Source organism: Marinospirillum celere, assembly GCF_900112235.1.
In the GTDB taxonomy this organism is placed as follows: domain Bacteria; phylum Pseudomonadota; class Gammaproteobacteria; order Pseudomonadales; family Halomonadaceae; genus Marinospirillum; species Marinospirillum celere.
The window spans coordinates 132,101-152,873 of the sequence record NZ_FOLH01000005.1; the positions used below are offsets into that span (position 1 = coordinate 132,101).

Genomic DNA, 20,773 nt, shown 5'->3' on the forward strand with positions numbered 1-20,773 from the left:
TCCAAGCTGCAAACTTGATTTTTGTAACATCATTTACCTGCTGTTACCAGCAGAAGATGCCACTTTTTTCATCCCTTTCTTTTCAGCAAGCGAATCAGATAAGCATAGCGATTACCTTCCTGCGCTGGATAGGTATCCCGGCTCACTTCAAGCCATTCATTTTCCTTCACTTCAGGGAACCAGGCATCCCCTTCAGGTTCGGCTTCTACCGTGGTCAGGTACAGATGACTGGCTAGTGGAAAAGCCTGCTGATAAATTTGCCCACCGCCCATCACCATGATTTCAGGCGCACCATCAACTATGGCCTGACTATCGGCTAGTTTCAGGGCTTCCTGCAAACTGGAAGCAACCTTGATGCCAGGGTGGGAGAACTCAGGATTCCGGGTTACCACGATATTGGTACGCCCCGGCAGAGGCCGCCCAATGGATTCAAAGGTCGCCCGCCCCATGACCAGGGGTTTACCCAGAGTAGTGCGTTTGAAGTGCTTCAGCTCTTCGGGGAGATACCAGGGCATCCGGTTCTGATGACCGATCACCCAGTTACGGGCTGCGGCAACGATAATGGCAACCGGGGTTTCCAGATCCAGGTTTTCAAGCTCAGACGTCATACAGCCACCGGTGCCTTGATGTGTGGATGGTGCTCATAGCCTTCAATACTGATGTCATCAAAAGTGAAGGCAAAGAGATCCTTGATCTCAGGATTCAACTGCAACCTGGGGAGGGCTAAGGGCTCACGGCTTAGCTGCAAATCCGTTTGTTCCAGGTGGTTGCTGTAGAGGTGAGCGTCACCCAGGGTATGCACAAAATCACCCACTTCCAGATCACAAACCTGAGCGATCATATGGGTCAGGAGCGCATAGCTAGCGATATTAAAGGGCACGCCCAGGAAAATATCGGCAGAGCGCTGATAGAGCTGGCAGGAGAGCTTGCCTTCGGCCACATAAAATTGAAACAGACAGTGACAGGGCGGCAGGGCCATTTCATCCACCAGTGCCGGGTTCCAGGCTGAAACAATCAAACGGCGCGAATCCGGGTTGGTTTTGATCTGGTTGATCAGCTTGCTGATTTGATCAATGGACTCGCCCTGAGGCCCAGGCCAAGAGCGCCACTGGTAACCATAAACCGGCCCCAGGTCGCCTTTTTCATCGGCCCACTCATCCCAGATGGAAACGCCGTTTTCCTTTAAATAGGCAATATTGGTATCACCTTTGAGAAACCACAAAAGCTCGTGAATAATCGAGCGTAGGTGTAACTTCTTGGTGGTCACCAGCGGAAAACCCTCTTGCAGGTCAAAGCGCATCTGGTAACCAAAAACACTATAGGTGCCCGTGCCGGTACGATCCGACTTGTAAACACCCTTTTCGCGTACGTGACGCATTAAATCCAGATAGGCTTGCATGACTCGACTCGCTGGTTAATCAATTGGTTTGCGGCTGACGACGATAAGCCCAGACCATCAGGGCAATACCGGCAGCAATCATGGGTAAAGACAGCCATTGTCCCATACTCAGGCCAATCGCAAGTAGGCCCAAGTGCGCATCAGGTTCGCGGGTAAATTCTGCCAGAAAACGCAGGCTTCCGTAACCAACCAGGAAAAGACCGGAAATACTGCCCATGGGGCGGGGTTTACGTGAAAAAAGCCAGAGCACAATAAACAGGGCCAAGCCTTCCAGCGCAAACTGGTAAAGCTGGGAAGGATGACGGGGGTCAGGCCCGGCACCGGGAAAAACCATGCCCCAGGGCACCTCGGTCACCCGCCCCCAGAGTTCGCCATTGATAAAATTACCCAGGCGACCCAGCCCTAACCCGATAGGCGTTAAGGGCGCAACAAAATCACCCAGCTTCAGCCAAGGCAAACGATGCTTGCGGGCAAAAAGAATCAGCGCAACCACAACCCCCAGAAAACCACCGTGAAAGGCCATGCCGCCTTCCCAGAGTCTTAATAACCAAAGAGGGTCTGCCAGTACACGATCAAAGTGATAAAAGAGGGCATAACCAAAACGCCCGCCTAGAATAACCCCGACAGCCGCATAAAAGGTTAGGTCACCGATCTGGTCTTTGCTTAGGCCCAGACGGTCAGCACGCTGACGGGCCAGCCACCAGGCCAAGCCGATGCCGACCATATAAGTCAAACCATACCAATGAACCTGAATAGGGCCTAGGCCGAAAGCAACCGGATTGATATCAGGATAAGTCAGCAAGCGTGTTCTCCATGTTCGTTATGCCAGTAAAAAGCGCACCCCTACCACCAGCAGCAGCAGTGCGAAAAGCTTTTTCAATAGCTTTTCAGGCAATTGGTGGGCCAAGCGTGCGCCCAGGCGTGCAAAGGGTACGCTCATCAGCACAATGCCGATAAAAGCAGGCCAGAAAATAAAGCCACTGGCTCCTGAGGGTAACTGGGGGTGTCCCCAGCCCGTCCAAAGATTGCCCAAGGCTCCAAAAATGGCAATGGGAAGCCCCAGTGCGGCAGATGTACCTACAGCCTTATGCATGGCCGCCTTACACCAGGTCAAAAAAGGAACGCTTAGGGTGCCGCCACCGATACCAAAAATCGCCGAAGCCCAACCGATCACCCCACCAGCTACTGACATTCCAGGTGCGGAAAGGTTAGCCGTGCCTGCCGGAGGATTAAGATTAAAAGCCATCTTAACGGCAACCAGGAGCACAAAAACACCGATGATTTTCTGCAGCGCCAAACCCGATAACAGGCTAGCCGTCCAGGCACCCAGGAGCGCACCTAATAGAATTCCCGGCGCCATCAACTTAAACCAGTGCCAGCTGACCCCGCCTCTTTGATGGTGGGACCAGGTTGAACTGATGGAGGTTGGAATAATGGTTGCCAAAGAAGTTCCCACCGCCAAGTGGACAAGAATTTCCGCAGGAAAACCCAGAGCCGTAAAGGTCAGCACCAGCACAGGAACAATAATCAAACCACCACCGATGCCAAAGAGTCCGGCCAGCAGCCCCGCTCCAGCCCCTAACAGTAAATAAATCACTAAGGTCAACATCTATCCCCTTGTTTTTTTCATCCAATAATCAACCAGGCTTCTCAGTTCAGTGGGACGATAAGGTTTAGCCAAGTAATCATCCAACCCCTGCTCAATAAAATAGCTGCGATCACTTTCCAGGGCATTGGCGGTCAAAGCAATTACCGGAATCCCGGCATTAGGGCCAGGCAGTTGCCGCCAATGACGGGTTGTTTCCAGACCGTCCATATCCGGCATAAAAATATCCATCAATACCAGCGCATAATCCTGTTCAAGGCCCAGCTCCAAGGCTTTACGGCCACTACTGGCTGCATCCACCTGATAGCCGGATTTTTCCAGCACACTGGTCGCCAACATGGAATTGACCGGGCCATCATCCACAACCAGAATGCGCTGAGCCACCTGCGCTTGTTCATCCACACTGACCGGCAACTCCAAATGGATATGCAAGCCCCCTTCCGGGCGTGAAGTCACCTCCAAACTGCCCTTCAGTTCCTGAACCAGCTGCCGGGTCAGCAAGGGGCCCATACCCAATCCACCTGTAGCAGGCTGGTAGTTGCTGCCCAAAGGAGTCGAGGCCTGAAAACGCTGAATGCGCTCTTCATCCAGCAAGTAACCGCCTTCATCCAGCAAATCCAGCTGCAAGCTGGAGGCAGCCGGGTTCCAGTCCACGCCGAGTACCAAATCACCTTCTGAAGCCAATTGCAGTGTTTGACGCAACAGGTGCTTGAGCAAACGCGTCATTTTGCGGCGATCGGTAATCACTTCAACAGGAAGGTTTCTGGCTTTATTGACCTTTAAATGACGTGCCTGCTGTTCCAACTGAGCGGCTATGCTTTCTCGGGCTTCGTCAATCCAGGCCTCCAGGTTTAGAACCTCCTGTTCACTTTCTTTTTCATCCAGCAGGTCTCCTTCATCGGACATATCCAAAAGATCGTCCAAGAGGCGTTGCACCGCCAGTATCTTGTCTCGGCAAGCCTGATAATGCTCTGTCGTTGTCTGCTGCTGCGCCAACTGATGCAATTCAACCAGCAGGCTATTCGCTTCACGAATAACCACCTGAGAAAATTCCGCTTTCATCTTCGCAGCCTGACGTGAACGTTGGCGCTCACTCTGCAATTGCTGACGGGTTAGGCTGTAAGAGGTCAGGTCCAGCATAAACACCACGCCACCCGTGGTCCCTTGAGGTGCCACATAGACCCACCAGATGGTGTTTTCATGTTCACTGGAGGAGAAATCCAACTCATCCACCCAGTTCTCCTGAGGCAGCTCAGTCAACCCCAAAAGTGGGGCTAAAGGCTTGCCTTTCAAAGCCGTCCGACTGCTTTTGGCAAAGTGCTCAAAGGCTTTATTGCACGCCAGAACTTGACCCTGAGCATCAAAACGGCAAATCAACAGCGGCCCCGAAAGCTGATAGAGCAGATCATCAACCGGTGCAGGCACAACCTTGGTCACTTCTGTTTTCGCACCTGCCAAGGGGCTGGATGCACGGGTTGCCAGGCGCTGCAAGAGCTTGTAATCACGTCGGCTGACCAGTAATACAAAAAAGAGACAAACCGCCAAGAGGCTCAAAGCACCCTGCCATAAAAGCGAACTATAGTCGTCAAGCAGCTGCTGGCGGGTTGAAAACACTGCATCACGGGATACCACCAAAAGCAGCTTCCAGCCCGTCAAATCCAAGGTAGACCAGCTGACCAATACCTTCTCATCCCTAAACTCCAGAGGGATCAGGCCAGCTGCATCCTGGCGCAGGGGATCAAGTTGAGAGCGCAAATCAGGACGCAGGAGAAGATTCAACTGAGGCCGCCCTTCAGCCGTATTGGCAGGATACATGCGCACCCCCCAATGAAAAATCCCCTGGGGCGGAAAAGCCAAGAGGGTGCCATCAGCAGCCATCAAGAGGTTATAACCCTTCCACGGGGGCGACATAGCCATCATGCGCCTGACTAGCGCATTCAAGGTAATATCCAGACCCACAACGGCTTTTAACTCCCCCTCGACCGCCACTGGAAACAACAGGCTCAGCATCCAGCCTCTACCCGCAGGGTCCAGGTAGGTATCCATCCATACCGCACTTTGGTCAGGGTTATGGGTTTGATCGGCCAAATAAAAGAAGGGATATTCGCGCACATCCAAATCGGGCGAAAACTGACTGCTGACATCCAGCCAAGGGTAAATCATGGATTCACTGGTGGGGGTATTGATATACACCTGAGAAATGAGGTCATGACCGGTATAAATACTTTGTAATAAGGGTTCCAGCCGATGAAATCTTAGCAGTTGCTCACGATCTTTTTCGATACTGCGCTCTTCCAGAGCGGAAAAGAAAATTGCGGCCTCGGCTGACTGATCAGCATAAAGAAAACCCCGGTCACTTTTTGTATAGGCTGAAGGCAATTCCTCGCTGAGATCGACAGAATGACGAAAAGCGGCCTCTGTCTGACGAGCCAGCAAAGCCCCCAGGCCTTCTACTGCTTCCAAGTCCAATTCCAACTGTTCGGCCAAAAGATTGGCCATTTCCAGAACCTGAACTTCTGCTTCCCGCTCAAACGTATTTTGACTGCTTTTATTGCTCAGATTCACCAGCACGACCAGAATCAGAAAAAGCACCGAAACCAGAAGGATTACCGGTAGCACCAAACCCAGCCAGCGACTGGTTCGCAGCCAGCTTTTCAGATTCGGAGCTGAGTTTTTCTGAGTCGACACAAAATTTACCCTTGAAAGCAAGCAACAAAAAAGCCGAGTATACCAGCAGATTAATTGAATTTGCGGAATCACCATGTGTCTACTTGCTTTAGCTTGGCAGCAACACCCCGACCTGCCTTTACTCCTGGCAGCGAATCGTGACGAATTTCATAAGCGTCCCACTCGACCCGCCGCCATTTGGCCGGAAGAGCCGGATTTAATTGGCGGTAAAGACCTGGAAGCCGGTGGCAGTTGGCTCTTGGCTAATTATCAGGGGCGCTGGGCCACCCTGACCAATGTTCGGGAAGTGGGGCATCCCCAGCCGACCAACCCGCGCAGCCGGGGTGAACTAGTTCGCCTGGCGATAGAAGCGCCCCTGGCAGAAGTGAAAGACCACCTTCTAGCTCGTCAGCAGGGATATGCTGGCTTCAACCTGATTTGGGGTCAGGATCAGGAAGCCTGGCACTTCAGCAACCGCAATCACAAGACTATTCAAAAGCTGGAACCCGGCCTTCACCTGTTGAGCAACGCTGACCTCAATACCCCCTGGCCAAAAACAGAAAAACTACGTCTTGCCATTCAGAGCTGGTTTGAGCAGGAAAGCCCCAAACTTGAGGAACTTTTTGCTAAACTTGCCGACTCTAATCCTGCTAAGGATGAAGACTTGCCCGCAACTGGCGTTGGCCTGGAATGGGAGCGGTTTTTATCGCCTATCTTCATTCGCGGCAACAACTATGGAACCCGCGCCTCAACTCTTTTGTGGCTGGAAAAGAGTCGGCGCATGCATCTTTGGGAACGCAGTTTTAATGCCAAGGCTGAAACCTGTAATGAACAAAAGCTTGACTGGCAGCTTTAATGGCCCGCTTCTATTTTGGCTCTTTATGCTGTTATTGCCAGCCACTATCGCCTGGGGCAAGCAGCTGCCCAGCAGCAATCCAACCCTGGAAGCCTGGGTTCAATCCACAGCTGCCCATCAGCACGCGGACATTCAACTGGTTTATCCGCAATACCTGGGAATCCTTTACCGGCAGGCCCGTTTTCAAAACTTCTGGCTGGATGCCCAAGGCAAGCCCAATACCGCAGCCCGCCAGCTTAAAGAAGATTTAAAACCCTGGTTGACTCTGGACGACCACCCTCGGCTAGCAAGCTATCGTAAGCTCTACCAACTCCTTGAACATCAACCTGAAAGCAATGCACCGCGCCAGCGGCAATCCCATGATCTGATCATCACCGATTATTTTCTGCGCTTTCAGCAGGATCTTCTCAGCCTCTTTTGGAACCAACAGGATCACAATGAAGACCATGGCGTCATCAATGCCTATGAGCGCTGGGATGATTGGCCTGATGAAGTAACCCCTTCCAGCATCGAAAAAGAACTCATCAACTGGCTGGCCGCTCTTAAAAAGCAGCCTCCTTCGGAATGGGCCTACACCAGAGTTATCGAAAGCCGCCCTGTAGCCCACTATTATGACCCCTGGCGCCAGGCCTTTTCTGAACTGCAAACAGCCACAGATGCAGGCCCCTGGCCTCAACTGAGCCAAGACCTCAAACCCGGCAGCCTGGAGCCCGAAGTCACGGATTTGGCTAAAATGCTGAGCTTATTGGGAGATCTCGAAACCACTGAACCCTGGAACGCCGACGAGCCCTTTGATGATCGCCTGGGTGCTGCGGTAAAAAGCTTTCAAAAGCGCCACCAGCTCCCGGCAACCGGGCAGGTTGATGCAGCAACTCGAAAACACCTGAATGTCTCTCCACAAGAAAGGCAGCGGCGACTCGCCCATAACCTGCGCCGTCTTTACCATCTGCCGCCTCAACTCAATGATCGCCACCTGATGGTCAACCTGGCTAGCCAGCGTATGGAATTTGTTGAAGACGGAGAAATTCAACTGAGCATGAAAACGATTGTTGGCAGGGAACACCAACGCACCCCCATCATGAGCCAATGGCTGACTTCCCTGGTTCTGAATCCTATCTGGAATGTGCCGCCCAGCATTGCCAAAGAAAGAATTTTTCCACGCGCACAGCAAAACCCTGATTATCTGGCATCACGGGATTATGCGCTGGTTGAAGGCTGGCATACCCCGGCTCGCAAGGTTAACTTTGAAGACCTGCCGGATGACGCCTTTACAGGAGGTAATTCTCCTTATCGGATTATCCAGAAATCAGGCAATTACAACCAATTGGGCCGCGCCAAGTTTCGTTTATCCAACCAGGAAGCAATTTACCTGCATGACACCCCCTACCGCCAAGCCTTCAGCAAAGAGCAGCGCGCCATTAGTGCAGGTTGTGTGCGGGTTGAAGACTCAGCGGCCCTGGTTGACGCCCTCTTGGCGAAAAGCCCTCAGTTCACACCGGAAACCGTGGCAGCCATTTACAGTGAAGGGGAAGAGCGTTACTTACAGGTCAGGCCCAGAGTTGCCGTTTACCTGATGTACTGGACAGCCTGGACCGATGCCCAAGGCCGCCTGCACTGGCATGAGGACATCTACCACAAGGACCAGATGAAGCAGGAAAGGCGCTTGGCGCAAAAAGACTAGTGGGTAGAAGGAGTCTGGGCTTTAGGCCCAGCCAGCCAACCCAGCCCCAAATCATTCATAAACACACCCAAATGCCCGATCACCTGATCAGTGCTGGCACAGGACAGGGCTTTTTTGAGCAGCTCACGGGCATCCTCAACGCTCACGCGGCGGATCGCCGCCTTAACCCGAGGCAAACTGGCAAGGTTCATCGACAAGCTTTGATAACCCATCGCCAACAACAAAATGGCTCCGGCAGGGTCACCCGCCAATTCACCACAAATACTCACCGGCAAGCGGGCAGCATGAGAGTCTCTGGCAATTTTGTTAAGGGCATTGAGTACCGCTGGATGATAACCACTATAGAGCCCGGCCACCTTGGGATTATCACGATCCACCGCCAAGAGGTACTGGGTTAAGTCATTACTACCTACAGACAGGTAATCCACCCGCTCCGAAAGCGCCCTGATTTGGAAAAGCGCAGCAGGCACTTCAATCATCGCCCCAACCAAGGGTTTATTCACCGCCAGGCCTTCACCCTGCTTCAGTTCCACCCAGGCACGGCGGATCAAAGCTCTGGCTTCTTCCACTTCCCGCACGGATGAAATCATCGGCAGCAGAATACGTAAATTATTCAAGCCAACACTGGCTCTTAACATCGCCCTGACCTGGCTCAGGAAAACCTCTGGGTGATCCAAACTAAAGCGTATCCCCCGCCAACCCAGGCAGGGGTTATCTTCTTTAATCGGGAAATAGGGCAGTGGCTTGTCACCGCCAATATCCAGGGTACGCATGGTGACTTCGCGGGGCGAAAAGGCCGAAAGCTGCTGCCGGTAGAGAGCAACCTGCTCCTGCTCACTGGGGAAGCGCTCAGCCATCATAAACTGAACTTCAGTGCGGTACAGCCCAACACCTTCGGCACCATAGGCCAAAGCCCGAGCATGGTCGGCAGCCAGGCCCGTATTCAGCATCAGCGGCAACAAGTGTCCGTCACGGGTGATACAAGGCAAGCCAGCCTCTGCCTCCAGGGCTTCGGTCAGGGCCTTTTCTTCTTCAATGAACAGCTCATACTGGCGAAGCAGCTTGTCATCCGCATTGGTAATGACCTGCCCCCGATAACCATCAAGGATCAGCTGTTGACCATCCAGTTGGGCAAAGGGTAAATCGGTCAAGCCCATGACGGTAGGAATACCCATCGCCCTTGCCAGTATCGCCAGGTGAGAGTTACTCGAACCCTTGACCGAAATAAGGCCAGCCAGCTTTTCCTTGGGCACTTCACCCAAGAGCGCAGGGGAAAGTTCTTCACCCACCAAGAGGGTTTTATCTGGGTAAACGCGGCTTACATCACCACCCGCCTGAAGATAGGACAGGACTCTACGCCCCATATCACGAATATCCGCTGCCCTTTCACGCAGGTAGGAGTCTTCCACTTTTTCCAGATACTTAACATGGCGCTTAACCACATAGGCCAAAGCACCCTGCGCCCAGTGGCCTTCTTCAATATGCTTAAAAACCTCAGCACCCAGGGATTCTTCATCCAGCATTTGCAGGTAGGCATCAAAAAGAGCCTGTTCCTGGGTACTCACCCGGTTAGCCAGCTTCAGACCCACCGAGCGGATATCATCACGCACCGCCTTAAGCGCTGCCCTGAAAAATTCTTTTTCTTCCTCAACCGATTCACAAGGGCGTTCCGGCACCGCATCCAAATCAGCCGGTGGCATAATCACCACAGCCTGACCGATAGCCACACCGGGCGAAGCCGGAAGACCTTCAAAAACCGCCATTTCCCGGTGGCCGGTTGAAGTAATGTTTAAGCTGCCACTGGCCTGGGCATGGGCAAGAACAGCCGCCAACTGGGCTGCAATAGTAACTAAAAAGGCTTCTTCACCTTCATCAAACTTACGCTTAACCTTTTGCTGTACCACCAAGACGCCCAAAGCATGGCGCTGATGAATAATGGGTACACCCAGGAAACTGTGATACCGCTCCTCACCAGTTTCTGGCAGGTAACGATAGCGGGAGTGAGTGGGAGCATCATCCAGGTTGACCGGTTCTTCACGCTGGCCGACATAACCGACCAAACCTTCAGAAGGTGCCAGACTGACCTGACCGATCGCAGCGGCGTTCAAACCCAGCGTATTCATCAGGACATAACGACCTTGCTTGGGATCCAGCAGATAAACCGAGCAGACATCGGTATTCATCGCTTTGCGAACGCGACGCACAATAATAGAGAGAGCCGTGTCGAGATTACGCGCACTGCTCACTTCTTGTACTATTTTTCGCAAAACATCCAGCATAGATCCCCCTGACCTACGTCTTCACGACGAAGGTGATTCTTTTATGACTCGCGCAGCATCCGATGCAGGCGAGGTGCCAGTTCCAGCAAGGCCCGGCGATAAACATCCCGCTTGAAAGCCACCACCTGACCCAAGGGATACCAATAGCTGACCCAACTCCAGTTATCAAACTCAGGTTTCGGCGAACAATCAAAACAAATTTGTGAGTCATCACAACGAATACGCAGCAAAAACCACTTTTGCTTCTGCCCAATACACAAGGGCTTGCTATGACGCCGGATCATTCGCTTAGGCAAACGGTAACGCAGCCACCCGCGGGTCGAGCCCAAAAGCTCAACCTGTTCTGGGGCCAAACCTATCTCTTCTTTTAACTCCCGGTACAAAGCCTGCTCAGGGGTTTCCCGTGGCTTGATTCCACCCTGGGGAAACTGCCAAGCCTCTTGACCAAAACGTCTGGCCCAAAGAAGCTGGCCCTGCTGGTTTGCAATAATAATACCGACATTAGGGCGATACCCATCCTCATCTATCACGCTGCGCCCTCGACAAAGTTTTTCAACCTATTGTTCCACAAAGATTGAAAAGTATTCAATTTATCCCTGAGGTAAAATGCAAAAAAACCGTAAAAACCTCAGTTATTTTGGAGCCCTGAATGAATTTAGCCCTGTTTGACTTGGATAATACCCTGATTGCTGGTGATAGTGACCATGCTTGGGGAGAATTTCTTGTTGCCAAAAAGCTGGTGGACGCCCAAGAATACAAAGAAGCCAACGATCGCTACCTGGCCGCCTACCAGGAAGGTACCCTAGATATTCATGAATACCTTAGCTTCTCACTTCGCCCCCTGACCCGCTATCCCGCGGCTGACCTCTATGCCTGGCGACAAGAATTTGTTGAGCAATGGATTCAACCCCTGGTGCTCGACAAGGGTTTGAAGCTACTGGAGCAACATCGCAACCAGGGTGACCAGCTGGTCATTATCACTGCCACCAACCGCTTCATTACCGCACCCATTGCTGAACTTTTAGGCGTTAAAGAGTTGATTGCCGTAGAACCGGAAATGCTGGATGGGCGCTACACCGGAAAAATCGTCGGCACCCCCAGCTTTAGAGAAGGCAAAATTACCTGCTTGGAAGAATGGCTGGATCAACACCAACTCAGCCTGGAAGGCAGCCACTTCTACAGCGACTCCCACAACGACCTGCCGCTGCTGAAGAAAGTAGCCAACCCCGTGGCCGTCGACCCAGACAACGAACTCCAGGCCTATGCCCAGCAACAAGGCTGGCCCGTCATCTCTCTGCGTTGATCGAACCCATGACTTTTCAACTAGACAACCTGGGCCTTATCCACTCCTGTTACCAGGAAAAGTTTGCCGTGCCCCGTCAACCGGGGCTGGCTCCTTCGGCCTGGGCGACTTTGGAGCTGCTACCGCCCTACAACCAACCGGAAACCGTGGAAGGCCTGGAAGCCTTTAGTCACCTATGGCTAACTTTTGTTTTTCATGAAAATCTGGAGAAGGGCTGGAAACCCCGAGTCAGGCCCCCTCGCCTAGGGGGCAATCTAAAACAAGGCGTCTTCGCCACCCGCTCCACCTTTCGACCCAATGGCCTGGGCCTGTCGGTCGTCAAGCTGGAAGGAATTGATTTAAGTGAAGGGGTGAAACTAAAACTCTCCGGCATCGACCTGGTAGACGGTACCCCGGTAGTGGATATCAAGCCCTACCTACCCTGGGCCGACAGCCTGCCACTAGCAGAGGCCGCCTGGGCTCCTGAACCACCGCAACTACTTCCAGTCACCTTCAGCCTTGAAGCCGATCAACAACTCAACGACCACCCTGAAGGCACCCAGCTTAAACAACTCATCAGTGAAGTCTTGGCCCAAGACCCAAGACCCGCCTATCAGCGCGCCACAGCAGATCGAATCTATGGCGTACAACTAGCAGGGTTTAATGTGAAATTTATTTATCGCCAGGAAAAGGAACAGGAGGTTATAGAAGTCGTGAGCTTGATCTAAGAAGCCAACTCAAATACAAAGGTTTCCCTCGGTTTTGCCACGCCGACAATAATGACGTGTCTCCACCTTCGTAGGCTGCCAACAGCCGTTGGTTTTCTCCAAGGTAAGTTGGTAATCCGTGCCAGCAACGGAGTCGTCTTTAAACCCCCAGCGCTGGACAAGACCAGTAGCCGTGTCCTGCTGGTGCCTTGTGCGAAGATCAACAGTTAGATTGTCCGGTTTTTCCGGGCCAATCAGACCATGAAAAGCCGCCCAGGCTTCGGTGGTCTGCTGAGGGCTGGCACATTCGTCGTGGCTGGTTTCCAAAGATGGGGCTCGCTCCCAGTCAGTTACCGCAGGCTCAAACCCCAGATTAGCAGGCACCCGCTCCAAATAACCCGCCCACTCAGGCTGCACAAAGAAATCATCACTCGTCCCCTTGGCACAACCGACAAGCAACAACCCAGCAAACACCACCATCAATAAGCGTTGCAGCAGATCCATCAACCCACCCCTCGACTCAAAATATCACCCTTAGGATTACCGGCTAAAACCTTCAAGCCTACTGACTTAAAAGAGGGCAGAAGGTTCTTAGGTAAGGTCACTTTCGCCGTCCGAGGGGTGTATAAATCTTGCCTTTTTCTCGTTTGCCAACAGCAAGCACATAGACAAGCAGTTGATCATCAACCACTTCATATACCAGCCGGTAACCAGCCGAACGAAGTTTAATTTTATAGACCGAATCATACCCACTCAGTTTATCTGCAGGAACTCGGGGATTTTCTAAACGCTCGGCCAGCTTCTTTTTAAACTGGCTCTTGATGGGAGACCCAAGCTTTTCCCACTCTTTCAGGGCAGCAGGAAGAAACTTCAGCTTATAGGTCATCCAGCGACACCGTTACAGCCTTATCCTTGTCGCCACGGCGCTCTTCTACAAGCTTGGCCAGCTCATAGTCATCCAGCATATCCATCAAGGCTTCATAGGTCTCTGCTGGGATCAGATAAGCCGCTGGCTTGTTGTGATTCAAAACCGCTATAGGTGACCCACTTGCCTGGGAAAGCAAAGCAGAAGGATTTTTCTTTAACTCTGAAATACTTACGGAAAAATCTGCGAGTACCTGGCGCATAAGAAACCTCTACTAAGAGCCAAATTATGGTCTTATATTAGCTCTTTTATAAGCTGACCGCTACTAGGGGAAGGCATACAGGGTTGAAAATAACCGGATGTCCGGGGTTATTGAGCCACTACAGGCTTGGTTAGTTACTTCGAAGTTTGTCAACGAACTGTTCTCTCATGCGGTACATGGGGCAATTACCAGGCGTGACATCAACGATGTACCCGATCTCTTCGAGGTGTGCGATAGCTGCACTCAGATCCGAGTGCACATCTGTATGATACTCGAACGCAGGCTCTGAACGGCTGACCGTTGTGCGGCTGCTTTTGACGAAAAAATACCGAACACTAACAAAATCGGTATGCTTGGCATTTTCTTTCATTTCGGCGATGACCTTCGGGAAGCGCTTTTCCAAGTCTGCCCATTCTTCATCCACTGCTGAGGCCAATTCCTTCGACCTTCTCTTATCGGTGTATTTTTCGCCCAAGTAGTGTCCAGCGGCACCAGTTATAGCGCCGACAACGAAGCCTACTGTCAATGAGAAAATATCCATACTAAATTTGCCTAACGCCAATATTAAACGGTGCCTTTGGTGTGCAACGGAAAGGGCGTCCGGTGGTGACCCACAGGGCCTTAACGAACTTGAATGCTTGCTTAAATGGCTTGGAGCCCTAGCTGCAGAGCCAAAAACAAAAACGCAGCGACGAACGAGTAAGCCTGAAGCCGATAAAAAACTTGCTCAATTTTTGTAGGTCTACGCCAGATCTTTATCGGAGCGCCCGACCCAGATTCTTGCGCCTATCGCACTTGCTCGGCAGCGTCCTCAAGATGATACATGGGATTCATCATGATCCGGTGTTGGACAAGGACGCCAAACAAAACCGACAAAAATAACAGTATTGAAGCTGCAATGTAGAGCCAGCCACCATCAGATTTGACGGAAGCGAGGATCGTTATGCAGGCGATAGAGATCGTAAGAAGCAATCGCGTGAATGCTTTATATTCGTCTCCATGCTGGTTCAGCAGTTTGTGTTCCAGATCATCAAATGTCTGCATCACATCATCCATTTTACTCATAAGCATACTAGGCTCCATGCTCTAAACATCCATCTTCATCTAATTCCAACTTACCGATTTTCCAGGCGAATGTCCATTCGTCTACTAAGGTCTTATGTTTGAGATTGAGCTTGCTTGTTTTGTATCTGGGCAGTTTTTAATTTTGGGCAGGAGATTAGCTTTATAAACTTTAGGAGCTGCTAACGGGGAGGGAGTTTTTTTGGGAAGTCCTTTTCCCAGTGTGGTGCAGTGTTAATCGAATTGAATGCCGAGTCTGCGTCCGACTTCTTCGTAGGCTTCAACGACGCCGCCGAGGCCTTGGCGGAAGCGGTCTTTGTCGAGTTTTTCGCGGGTTTTGGCGTCCCAGAGTCGGCAGCCATCGGGTGAGAATTCGTCGCCCAGGGTGATTTGGCCGTGGAAGTCTCCAAACTCTAGCTTGTAGTCCACCAGTAGCAGGCCTGCATCCGCAAAGAGGCGCTGTAAAACGCCGTTGACTTCATAGGTCAGGCGTTTCATTTCTTTAAGTTGGTCTTCTGTTGCCCAGCCAAAGGTAATGGCCAGGGCTTCATTGATCATGGGGTCGCCCTGAGCGTCATTTTTCAAAAATAGCTCATAGGTGGGTGGGTTGAGGGTTTGGCCTTCTTCTACACCCAGGCGCTTGCACAGGCTGCCCGCGCTGATGTTGCGAACCACGCATTCAACAGGCAGCATTTTCATGCATTTAACCAGGGCTTCCCGGTCATTCAAACGCTTTTCAAAGTGCGTGGGAATACCGGCTTCTTTGAGCTTTTCCATAATAAAGGCGTTGAAGATGTTGTTGACCTTGCCTTTACGGTCCAGCTGTTCTTTCTTCTTGCCATCAAAGGCACTGGTATCGTCACGAAATTCAAGGATTAAAAGATCAGCATCATCGGTTTTGAAAACTGATTTGGCCTTGCCTGAATAGAGTTCTTCACGCTTTTCCACTAGTGTCTCCGGGCGGGTATTTCGAGGTAAAAAATCTGGAAATGAAAAATTGCAGACAAGGATAGCAGGCTGGTATTAAAAGTCACGGGGCTTTTTCAAGCCAGTTCGCGCCAGTCAAATCCCTTGTCCTGGTCAGCCAGGGTGACCCAGTCCGGCGTGGTGCTTAAAGCGGCGGCCAGTGTTTGGCGGGCCAGGTCGGGGCAGTTGTTTTGTTCACTCAAATGCGAGGCAACCAGATGGCTAAGCTGGCTTGCATCCAGTTGTTGCAAGAGGTGGGCGGCCTGTTGGTTGCTCAAGTGTCCATAGTCGCCCCCGACCCGTCTTTTTAGTGAAGGCGGGTAAGGCCCCTGGGCCAACAGTTGAGGGTCATGGTTGGCTTCCAAAACCAGGCCCTGGCAGCGGCGATAATGGCGGACCACATGCGGCGTGATTGAGCCCAGATCCGTCAGTACCCCTAAGCGCTTGGCACCATTGCCGAGAATAAACTGAACGGGTTCACGCGCATCATGGGGCACAGTGACCGGCCAGACTTCCAGGTCATCGATTGCAAAAGGGTGTTCGGGGTTGATTTTGCGCCAATCAGCTACCTTGCCCAGTTTGCCGGATAAGCGGGTACCCGGCGTTGTGTACAGGGGCAGTTGATAGCGACGGCAGAGGGCACCCACACCGGCAATATGATCACCATGTTCATGGGTCACCAACACGGCTGTTAGCTCAGCTGGGTCAACATCCTGTTGTTGCAGCCGTCGACTGATTTCTTTCAGGGTAAAACCACAGTCAATCAAGACCTGGGTTTTACCCGCTTTCACCAGGGTTGCATTGCCTTTGCTGCCACTCCCCAGCGAACAGAAACGGATACGACTTGAAATCAACGCAACTGGCGCTCCAGCCAACGTAGGAGTTCTTCTTCAACGGCTACTGGAGCTGCTTCACCGGGTTCGACTTCGACCAGTAAGTCCAACTCATTGTTGTACTCGGCCAGATAGAGCTGGTAGTGGTGTTCATCGGCACCTGGACCGCGTCTGAACAGGCGGGCAAAGAAGCCGCGACGCCGTTCATCTTGGGGCACATAACGCAGGTAGAAGCGGCCTTCACTTCTGTTGAAGTCATCCAAACGCTGAATGTCTTCATCAAATTCATCTTCCAGCAGGCGTACCAGTTCACTCCAGACCCGGTCGTATTCCAAGCGGAATACCAGTACCTGGCGTCCATCACGGTCGACTAAACGTACATTGCGGGTTGAATGCAGGGTTTGTGCTTGCTGGGAAACGCGCTGATCACCCTCTTGCAGGCTGGCTTGCAGGTAGTTTTCCAGGCCCATCAAGCGGGTACGGTCATACTCACTAAAAGCAAGAGTGCGGTTATCTTCAACAGAGCGCAGGCGTACTTCTGAGGTTCCACGACGTACCCCTTGACGCAGTTCAATACGCTGGGCGGCAAGATCACTGGCCTGGTCGGCTTCCAGGAGAATTTCACCACGACCCGGGTTGCTGCCGGTTACGGCAACATCCAGTTCGTCTGAATAGGCTTGCAGCGCTGGCCAAACTTCAGCCGGGCTGCGTTGAACCAGCAGCCAGGCCGCGTCTTCGTCGGTGCGCTGATCAACGATGGGGGTATCTGAGCCAGTGATTCGCATTGATTCGGGACGTGGCACATCGCCGGAGCGGGCTTGTGCAGACCGTTCTGCTTGCGGAATCGGCATGGCATCCCGGTGACGGATATCATCCGGTAAAGCATGCTCGGCTTTTTCAGCGTCCCGATAATCATCAGCACGATCTCGGTATTCGCTGCTGCTGCATCCACTCACCACCAAGGCAGAAAGCAAAGCTACAGCCGTGTAGGTTTGCACGGGTTTCATTTGTTGAGTACTCCAGCCATTTCCAGTGCTTCGTGAATGGTTGTCCGGTACTTTTCTGACAGAGGCGTCAGGGGCAAGCGAATGCCGCGTTCAATCAAGCCCATTTCATAAAGCGCCCACTTGGCCGGAATGGGGTTGGATTCCACGAACAGGCCGGTGTGTAAGGGCAACAGGCGGGTATTAATTTGGTGGGCCAGGCTTTCATCACCCGCCAGAGCAGCAGCACACATATCATGCATTTGACGGGGCGCGACATTGGCTGTGACCGAAATATCACCCTGGCCGCCCATCAGAATAAAATCGCAGGCCGTGGCATCATCCCCGGAGAAGAGTTTGAAGTCCGTACCCCGGAAGCTATCAACCAGGAACTTGGCTCGTTCCAGATCACCGGTGGCATCTTTAAGAGCAACGATCTTGTCCACTTCGGCCAAACGCAGCACGGTTTCATTGTGCATATCGACAGCGGTACGGCCAGGCACATTGTAAAGAATGATGGGCAGGTCACTGGCTTCAGCAATCGCCTTGTAATGCAGATACAGGCCTTCCTGGGTCGGCTTGTTGTAGTAGGGCGTCGCGGACAGGCAGTAGTCAGCGCCTACTTTGCTGGCGTAGCGGGTGAGTTCTATTGCTTCGGTAGTGGCATTGGCACCGGTTCCTGCAATCACAGGAATACGCCCTTTTACGCGCTCGACTACGCGTCTGATGACATCAAAGTGTTCGGCAAAACTCAGCGTCGAAGGCTCACCAGTCGTGCCCGCAGCAACGATACCGTCTGTTGCATTGTCCAGATGAAAATCGATCAAGCGATCCAGCGCCTCCCAATCAACTTCACCGGTCAGGGTCATGGGGGTTACCAGGGCAACCATGCTGCCTTTAATCATGCTGCGTCTCCAAAAAAACGGGTTAGTGCTTAGCCAATTGCGTATTGTTGCCTTTAAGCGCTTCAGGCTCAAGCATTGAGATGCAAGTTAGCCTAATTTTTAGTGCCTTGGCTGGCTTTTTTGTTGTGTTATAGTTTTCTTATCCATTATCCAGCTCAAGGGAGACTTGTTTTATGAGCTTCAATCTCGGCGATACCCTTCCCGACTTTACAGCCCAAGCCACCAGCGATCAGGAAATTCAGCTCTCTCAATTCAAGGGCAAAAACCTGGTGATTTATTTTTATCCCAAGGACAGCACCCCCGGATGCACAACTCAAGGCGGTGATTTTCGTGATCTCTATGCCGATTTTCAGGCTGCCAATACTGAAATCCTCGGGGTTTCCCGTGATGGCCTGCGCAGCCATGAGAATTTTAAAGCCAAGCAGAATTTTCCCTTTGAATTAATCAGTGACAAGGATGAAAGCCTCTGCAAGCTGTTTGATGTGATCAAGCTGAAAAAAATGTACGGCAAAGAGCACTATGGCATTGAGCGCAGCACCTTCTTGATTGATCGTGAAGGCAAGCTGGCTCAGGAGTGGCGCAAGGTTAAGGTTCCCGGTCATGTTCAAGAAGTGCTGGAAGCAGCCCAGGCGCTCGACTAGAGATCCATCAGTTGCTGTAACTCTTCGAGTTCACGGCGTCTTTCCCGAATGACTTCTCTTACTTGCCAGGGTTGATCCAGCTCCCTGGCTCTTTCCAGGGCCAATTCCAGCTGAGCAAAGGCTTGGCGGAAGCGGCCCGTCAATTGGAAGTACTCTGCTCTGGCCTGGTGAACTTCAACCGGGCGATCAGATTTACCGGCCGCTTCGGCAAATTGAAACCAGATTTGTGGGTCCTTGGCTCTATCCCGGCTAAGGCGCCGAAACTCCTGCCGGGCCCTGGACCAGTCGCCCTGTTCAGCATAGCCATCAGCCAGCAGGTAGCGCGCTGGGTAGTAGCCAGGGGTAATCGCTAAGATGTTGCTCAGTAGTTCTTGAGATCGTGACCAGTATTCAGCTTCCATCAGCAATTCAGCAAGCAGGTACTGTAAAGCCAGTCTTTCCGGATGGGCTTGCTGCAAGGCCTCCATGCGTTCAATGGCAGCATCCAATTCGCCGTCATATTGCATCTTCAAGATGTCCGCATAGACCTTGCCCGCTTCGGAGGGTGATTGCTGTAAGAAAATACGCCGGGCATCTTCACTGCTGGATTCTTGGCGAAAGATGAGGCGCGCGCGGATGAGTTCATAATCCTGGCCCTTGACTCTTTTCTGGGTGGAAGCCAGTTGGTCTGCACGCGACCAGGCATCCGCAATTCGGCTTTCGGTGAGCGGGTGCGTCATCAGAAATTCCGGGGGTCGGCCACTTAAGCTGGCAAGGCGCTGCATCTGTTGAAACATGGCGGGCATGGCTTCTGGCGAATAGCCTGCGGCAGCCAGGGTTTCCATACCAATACGGTCGGCTTCCTGCTCATAGGTACGACTCCAGGCCAGTTGGCTTTGAATGGCCGCAGCCTGAGTGCCAGCTATGGCCGCTATCCCTGCATCGGCATGGCCCTGGCTGGCAACCAGAATACCTGCCAGCAAGCCGGCCATGGTCGACCACTGGGCTCCACGCGCCGCTTCAACCCGACGGGCAAAGTGGCGTTGGCTGATGTGCGCCAGCTCGTGAGCCATAACCGAAGCAAATTCATCTTCATGGGTCGCAAAGACAAAAAGGCCCGTGTTAACGCCTATAATGCCGCCAGGAACAGCAAAGGCATTGAGCTGACGCTGATCAACCACCAGCACTTCCAGTTCTCTTTGCTCCAGGCTGGAATTGTAGGCAGCCAGACGTTGAACAAGATCTTCAGTATAATTTTGCGTCAGGGGGTCATAGTAGATGCGAGTCTGGGCGCGAAACTGACGCATCCAGCCTTGCCCAAGATGGCGTTCTTGATGAAGACTGATATCATAAGTACTGGCATGCCCCAGGGTTGGCAAGTCCTGACTCCAGGCAGGTAGCTTTAAGCTGCCAACCAGAAGCAGCAGAGTAACAACTTTAATGGCAGCTAAGCAGCGGGCTTGCATAAAATGTCCTGTTGCAGCTTGGATAACGATAAAATTCACCACTAAGACAAGGCAAATGATGATGGATTCCCTAAACCCTTCAGGTGATGATAACGCAACAGCCAACTTTGACCAGCACCTGGATGCGAGAGGTTTGCATTGCCCCTTGCCCTTACTCAAAGCAAAACAACGTTTAAATAGCATGCAACCCGGCCAATCACTCCTGGTTTGGGCAACGGACTCAGGTTCCTGGGAAGATTTTGCCAGCTATGCAGAACTGAGCAACCATCAACTCGTTTCCAGGGAACAGAAAGGCGACGAATATCATTTCGTATTAACGAGAGGTGAATAAGGG

Annotated in this window: 23 protein-coding genes; 6 read left to right on the forward strand and 17 right to left on the reverse strand. The window is 52.2% G+C overall.

The genetic code is table 11. The features are described 5' to 3' along the window. Positions 1 to 68 precede the first annotated feature (68 nt). Genes BM185_RS12275 through BM185_RS12295 form a run of 5 tightly spaced genes read right to left on the reverse strand, consistent with a single transcriptional unit; the run spans position 69 to position 5,693 of the window. A complete protein-coding gene (locus BM185_RS12275) occupies positions 69 to 608 on the reverse strand; it encodes a dihydrofolate reductase (protein WP_091964250.1) in 540 nt (179 codons plus the stop codon). Beyond that, entirely contained in the window at positions 605 to 1,399 is a 795-nt protein-coding gene (locus BM185_RS12280; protein ID WP_091964253.1) for a thymidylate synthase, read from the reverse strand. The genes BM185_RS12275 and BM185_RS12280 overlap by 4 nt, the downstream gene beginning before the upstream one ends. Before the next feature lie 19 nt (positions 1,400 to 1,418). After that, a complete protein-coding gene (gene lgt / locus BM185_RS12285) occupies positions 1,419 to 2,201 on the reverse strand; it encodes a prolipoprotein diacylglyceryl transferase (RefSeq protein WP_091964256.1) in 783 nt (260 codons plus the stop codon). Between the two features lie 18 nt (positions 2,202 to 2,219). Continuing rightward, positions 2,220 to 3,008: a sulfite exporter TauE/SafE family protein gene (locus BM185_RS12290; protein ID WP_091964259.1), complete on the reverse strand. Its 789-nt coding sequence runs from the start codon at positions 3,006 to 3,008 to the stop codon at positions 2,220 to 2,222. Next, the gene (locus BM185_RS12295; RefSeq protein WP_177203555.1) at positions 3,009 to 5,693 is read right to left on the reverse strand and encodes a response regulator; all 2,685 of its coding nucleotides are present in this window, start codon (positions 5,691 to 5,693) and stop codon (positions 3,009 to 3,011) included. Between the two features lie 73 nt (positions 5,694 to 5,766). Between BM185_RS12295 and BM185_RS12300 the strand changes: the two genes are divergently transcribed. Both BM185_RS12300 and BM185_RS12305 read left to right on the forward strand, forming a co-directional pair. Next, on the forward strand, positions 5,767 to 6,528 hold the full coding sequence (locus BM185_RS12300) for an NRDE family protein (RefSeq protein ID WP_091964263.1): 762 nt from the start codon (positions 5,767 to 5,769) through the stop codon (positions 6,526 to 6,528). Further along, a complete protein-coding gene (locus BM185_RS12305) occupies positions 6,500 to 8,209 on the forward strand; it encodes a L,D-transpeptidase family protein (protein ID WP_177203556.1) in 1,710 nt (569 codons plus the stop codon). The genes BM185_RS12300 and BM185_RS12305 overlap by 29 nt, the downstream gene beginning before the upstream one ends. Here the strand turns inward: BM185_RS12305 and ptsP are convergent. Continuing rightward, positions 8,206 to 10,488 (reverse strand): phosphoenolpyruvate--protein phosphotransferase, encoded by a 2,283-nt coding sequence (gene ptsP, locus BM185_RS12310; protein ID WP_091964269.1) that lies wholly within the window; start codon positions 10,486 to 10,488, stop codon positions 8,206 to 8,208. The genes BM185_RS12305 and ptsP overlap by 4 nt on opposite strands. 41 nt (positions 10,489 to 10,529) lie before the next feature. Continuing rightward, on the reverse strand, positions 10,530 to 11,018 hold the full coding sequence (locus BM185_RS12315) for an RNA pyrophosphohydrolase (protein ID WP_091964272.1): 489 nt from the start codon (positions 11,016 to 11,018) through the stop codon (positions 10,530 to 10,532). 119 nt (positions 11,019 to 11,137) lie between these two features. Between BM185_RS12315 and BM185_RS12320 the strand changes: the two genes are divergently transcribed. Together BM185_RS12320 and tsaA are read left to right on the forward strand one after the other, a co-directional pair. Then, positions 11,138 to 11,791 carry a histidinol-phosphatase gene (locus tag BM185_RS12320; protein ID WP_091964274.1) on the forward strand — a complete coding sequence of 218 codons (654 nt, stop codon included), beginning with the start codon at positions 11,138 to 11,140 and terminating at the stop codon, positions 11,789 to 11,791. Positions 11,792 to 11,799: 8 nt separating this feature from the next. Then, positions 11,800 to 12,498, forward strand: a complete 699-nt coding sequence (gene tsaA / locus BM185_RS12325) for a tRNA (N6-threonylcarbamoyladenosine(37)-N6)-methyltransferase TrmO (protein ID WP_091964276.1) — start codon at positions 11,800 to 11,802, stop codon at positions 12,496 to 12,498. Between the two features lie 9 nt (positions 12,499 to 12,507). Here tsaA and BM185_RS12330 read toward each other — a convergent pair whose 3' ends face one another. The 9 genes from BM185_RS12330 to dapA form a co-directional block, all read right to left on the reverse strand. Further along, positions 12,508 to 12,981, reverse strand: a complete 474-nt coding sequence (locus BM185_RS12330; RefSeq protein ID WP_091964279.1) for a hypothetical protein — start codon at positions 12,979 to 12,981, stop codon at positions 12,508 to 12,510. Positions 12,982 to 13,078: 97 nt separating this feature from the next. Beyond that, positions 13,079 to 13,363, reverse strand: coding sequence for a type II toxin-antitoxin system RelE family toxin (locus BM185_RS12335; RefSeq protein WP_091964282.1), 285 nt, complete (start codon positions 13,361 to 13,363; stop codon positions 13,079 to 13,081). Next, complete coding sequence (locus tag BM185_RS12340; protein ID WP_091964285.1) at positions 13,353 to 13,604, reverse strand: type II toxin-antitoxin system Phd/YefM family antitoxin; 252 nt, start codon at positions 13,602 to 13,604, stop codon at positions 13,353 to 13,355. Before BM185_RS12340 ends, BM185_RS12335 begins: the two co-directional genes overlap by 11 nt. Before the next feature lie 130 nt (positions 13,605 to 13,734). Beyond that, entirely contained in the window at positions 13,735 to 14,145 is a 411-nt protein-coding gene (locus BM185_RS12345) for a hypothetical protein (protein ID WP_091964288.1), read from the reverse strand. A gap of 245 nt (positions 14,146 to 14,390) precedes the next feature. Next, positions 14,391 to 14,669, reverse strand: a complete 279-nt coding sequence (locus BM185_RS12350) for a hypothetical protein (RefSeq protein WP_143089517.1) — start codon at positions 14,667 to 14,669, stop codon at positions 14,391 to 14,393. Positions 14,670 to 14,900: 231 nt separating this feature from the next. Further along, the gene (gene purC / locus BM185_RS12355) at positions 14,901 to 15,614 is read right to left on the reverse strand and encodes a phosphoribosylaminoimidazolesuccinocarboxamide synthase (protein ID WP_091964295.1); all 714 of its coding nucleotides are present in this window, start codon (positions 15,612 to 15,614) and stop codon (positions 14,901 to 14,903) included. 95 nt (positions 15,615 to 15,709) lie between these two features. Continuing rightward, positions 15,710 to 16,486: an MBL fold metallo-hydrolase gene (locus BM185_RS12360; RefSeq protein WP_245751762.1), complete on the reverse strand. Its 777-nt coding sequence runs from the start codon at positions 16,484 to 16,486 to the stop codon at positions 15,710 to 15,712. Beyond that, positions 16,483 to 17,472, reverse strand: a complete 990-nt coding sequence (bamC, locus tag BM185_RS12365; RefSeq protein WP_091964299.1) for an outer membrane protein assembly factor BamC — start codon at positions 17,470 to 17,472, stop codon at positions 16,483 to 16,485. The genes BM185_RS12360 and bamC overlap by 4 nt, the downstream gene beginning before the upstream one ends. After that, the gene (dapA, locus tag BM185_RS12370; protein ID WP_091964302.1) at positions 17,469 to 18,353 is read right to left on the reverse strand and encodes a 4-hydroxy-tetrahydrodipicolinate synthase; all 885 of its coding nucleotides are present in this window, start codon (positions 18,351 to 18,353) and stop codon (positions 17,469 to 17,471) included. Before dapA ends, bamC begins: the two co-directional genes overlap by 4 nt. A gap of 173 nt (positions 18,354 to 18,526) precedes the next feature. On the opposite strand from dapA, the gene BM185_RS12375 reads away from it, so the two are divergent. Continuing rightward, positions 18,527 to 18,994 carry a peroxiredoxin gene (locus BM185_RS12375; protein ID WP_091964305.1) on the forward strand — a complete coding sequence of 156 codons (468 nt, stop codon included), beginning with the start codon at positions 18,527 to 18,529 and terminating at the stop codon, positions 18,992 to 18,994. Here the strand turns inward: BM185_RS12375 and BM185_RS12380 are convergent. Continuing rightward, a complete protein-coding gene (locus BM185_RS12380) occupies positions 18,991 to 20,439 on the reverse strand; it encodes a M48 family metalloprotease (RefSeq protein ID WP_177203557.1) in 1,449 nt (482 codons plus the stop codon). The genes BM185_RS12375 and BM185_RS12380 overlap by 4 nt on opposite strands. 55 nt (positions 20,440 to 20,494) lie before the next feature. Between BM185_RS12380 and BM185_RS12385 the strand changes: the two genes are divergently transcribed. Then, entirely contained in the window at positions 20,495 to 20,770 is a 276-nt protein-coding gene (locus tag BM185_RS12385) for a sulfurtransferase TusA family protein (protein ID WP_342713703.1), read from the forward strand. Positions 20,771 to 20,773: the final 3 nt, after the last annotated feature.

Excerpts from the sequence above, each read along its gene's own strand:
- BM185_RS12385 (WP_342713703.1), top strand. The coding sequence starts at position 20,495 with ATGATGATGGATTCCCTAAACCCTTCAGGTGATGATAACGCAACAGCC.
- bamC (WP_091964299.1), bottom strand. The coding sequence starts at position 17,472 with ATGAAACCCGTGCAAACCTACACGGCTGTAGCTTTGCTTTCTGCCTTG.
- BM185_RS12350 (WP_143089517.1), bottom strand. The coding sequence starts at position 14,669 with ATGAGTAAAATGGATGATGTGATGCAGACATTTGATGATCTGGAACAC.
- BM185_RS12300 (WP_091964263.1), top strand. The coding sequence starts at position 5,767 with ATGTGTCTACTTGCTTTAGCTTGGCAGCAACACCCCGACCTGCCTTTA.
- BM185_RS12375 (WP_091964305.1), top strand. The coding sequence starts at position 18,527 with ATGAGCTTCAATCTCGGCGATACCCTTCCCGACTTTACAGCCCAAGCC.
- BM185_RS12330 (WP_091964279.1), bottom strand. The coding sequence starts at position 12,981 with ATGGATCTGCTGCAACGCTTATTGATGGTGGTGTTTGCTGGGTTGTTG.
- BM185_RS12340 (WP_091964285.1), bottom strand. The coding sequence starts at position 13,604 with ATGCGCCAGGTACTCGCAGATTTTTCCGTAAGTATTTCAGAGTTAAAG.
- BM185_RS12335 (WP_091964282.1), bottom strand. The coding sequence starts at position 13,363 with ATGACCTATAAGCTGAAGTTTCTTCCTGCTGCCCTGAAAGAGTGGGAA.
- ptsP (WP_091964269.1), bottom strand. The coding sequence starts at position 10,488 with ATGCTGGATGTTTTGCGAAAAATAGTACAAGAAGTGAGCAGTGCGCGT.
- BM185_RS12290 (WP_091964259.1), bottom strand. The coding sequence starts at position 3,008 with ATGTTGACCTTAGTGATTTATTTACTGTTAGGGGCTGGAGCGGGGCTG.
- BM185_RS12305 (WP_177203556.1), top strand. The coding sequence starts at position 6,500 with ATGAACAAAAGCTTGACTGGCAGCTTTAATGGCCCGCTTCTATTTTGG.
- BM185_RS12275 (WP_091964250.1), bottom strand. The coding sequence starts at position 608 with ATGACGTCTGAGCTTGAAAACCTGGATCTGGAAACCCCGGTTGCCATT.
- BM185_RS12345 (WP_091964288.1), bottom strand. The coding sequence starts at position 14,145 with ATGGATATTTTCTCATTGACAGTAGGCTTCGTTGTCGGCGCTATAACT.
- BM185_RS12280 (WP_091964253.1), bottom strand. The coding sequence starts at position 1,399 with ATGCAAGCCTATCTGGATTTAATGCGTCACGTACGCGAAAAGGGTGTT.
- BM185_RS12380 (WP_177203557.1), bottom strand. The coding sequence starts at position 20,439 with ATGCAAGCCCGCTGCTTAGCTGCCATTAAAGTTGTTACTCTGCTGCTT.
- dapA (WP_091964302.1), bottom strand. The coding sequence starts at position 18,353 with ATGATTAAAGGCAGCATGGTTGCCCTGGTAACCCCCATGACCCTGACC.
- tsaA (WP_091964276.1), top strand. The coding sequence starts at position 11,800 with ATGACTTTTCAACTAGACAACCTGGGCCTTATCCACTCCTGTTACCAG.
- BM185_RS12320 (WP_091964274.1), top strand. The coding sequence starts at position 11,138 with ATGAATTTAGCCCTGTTTGACTTGGATAATACCCTGATTGCTGGTGAT.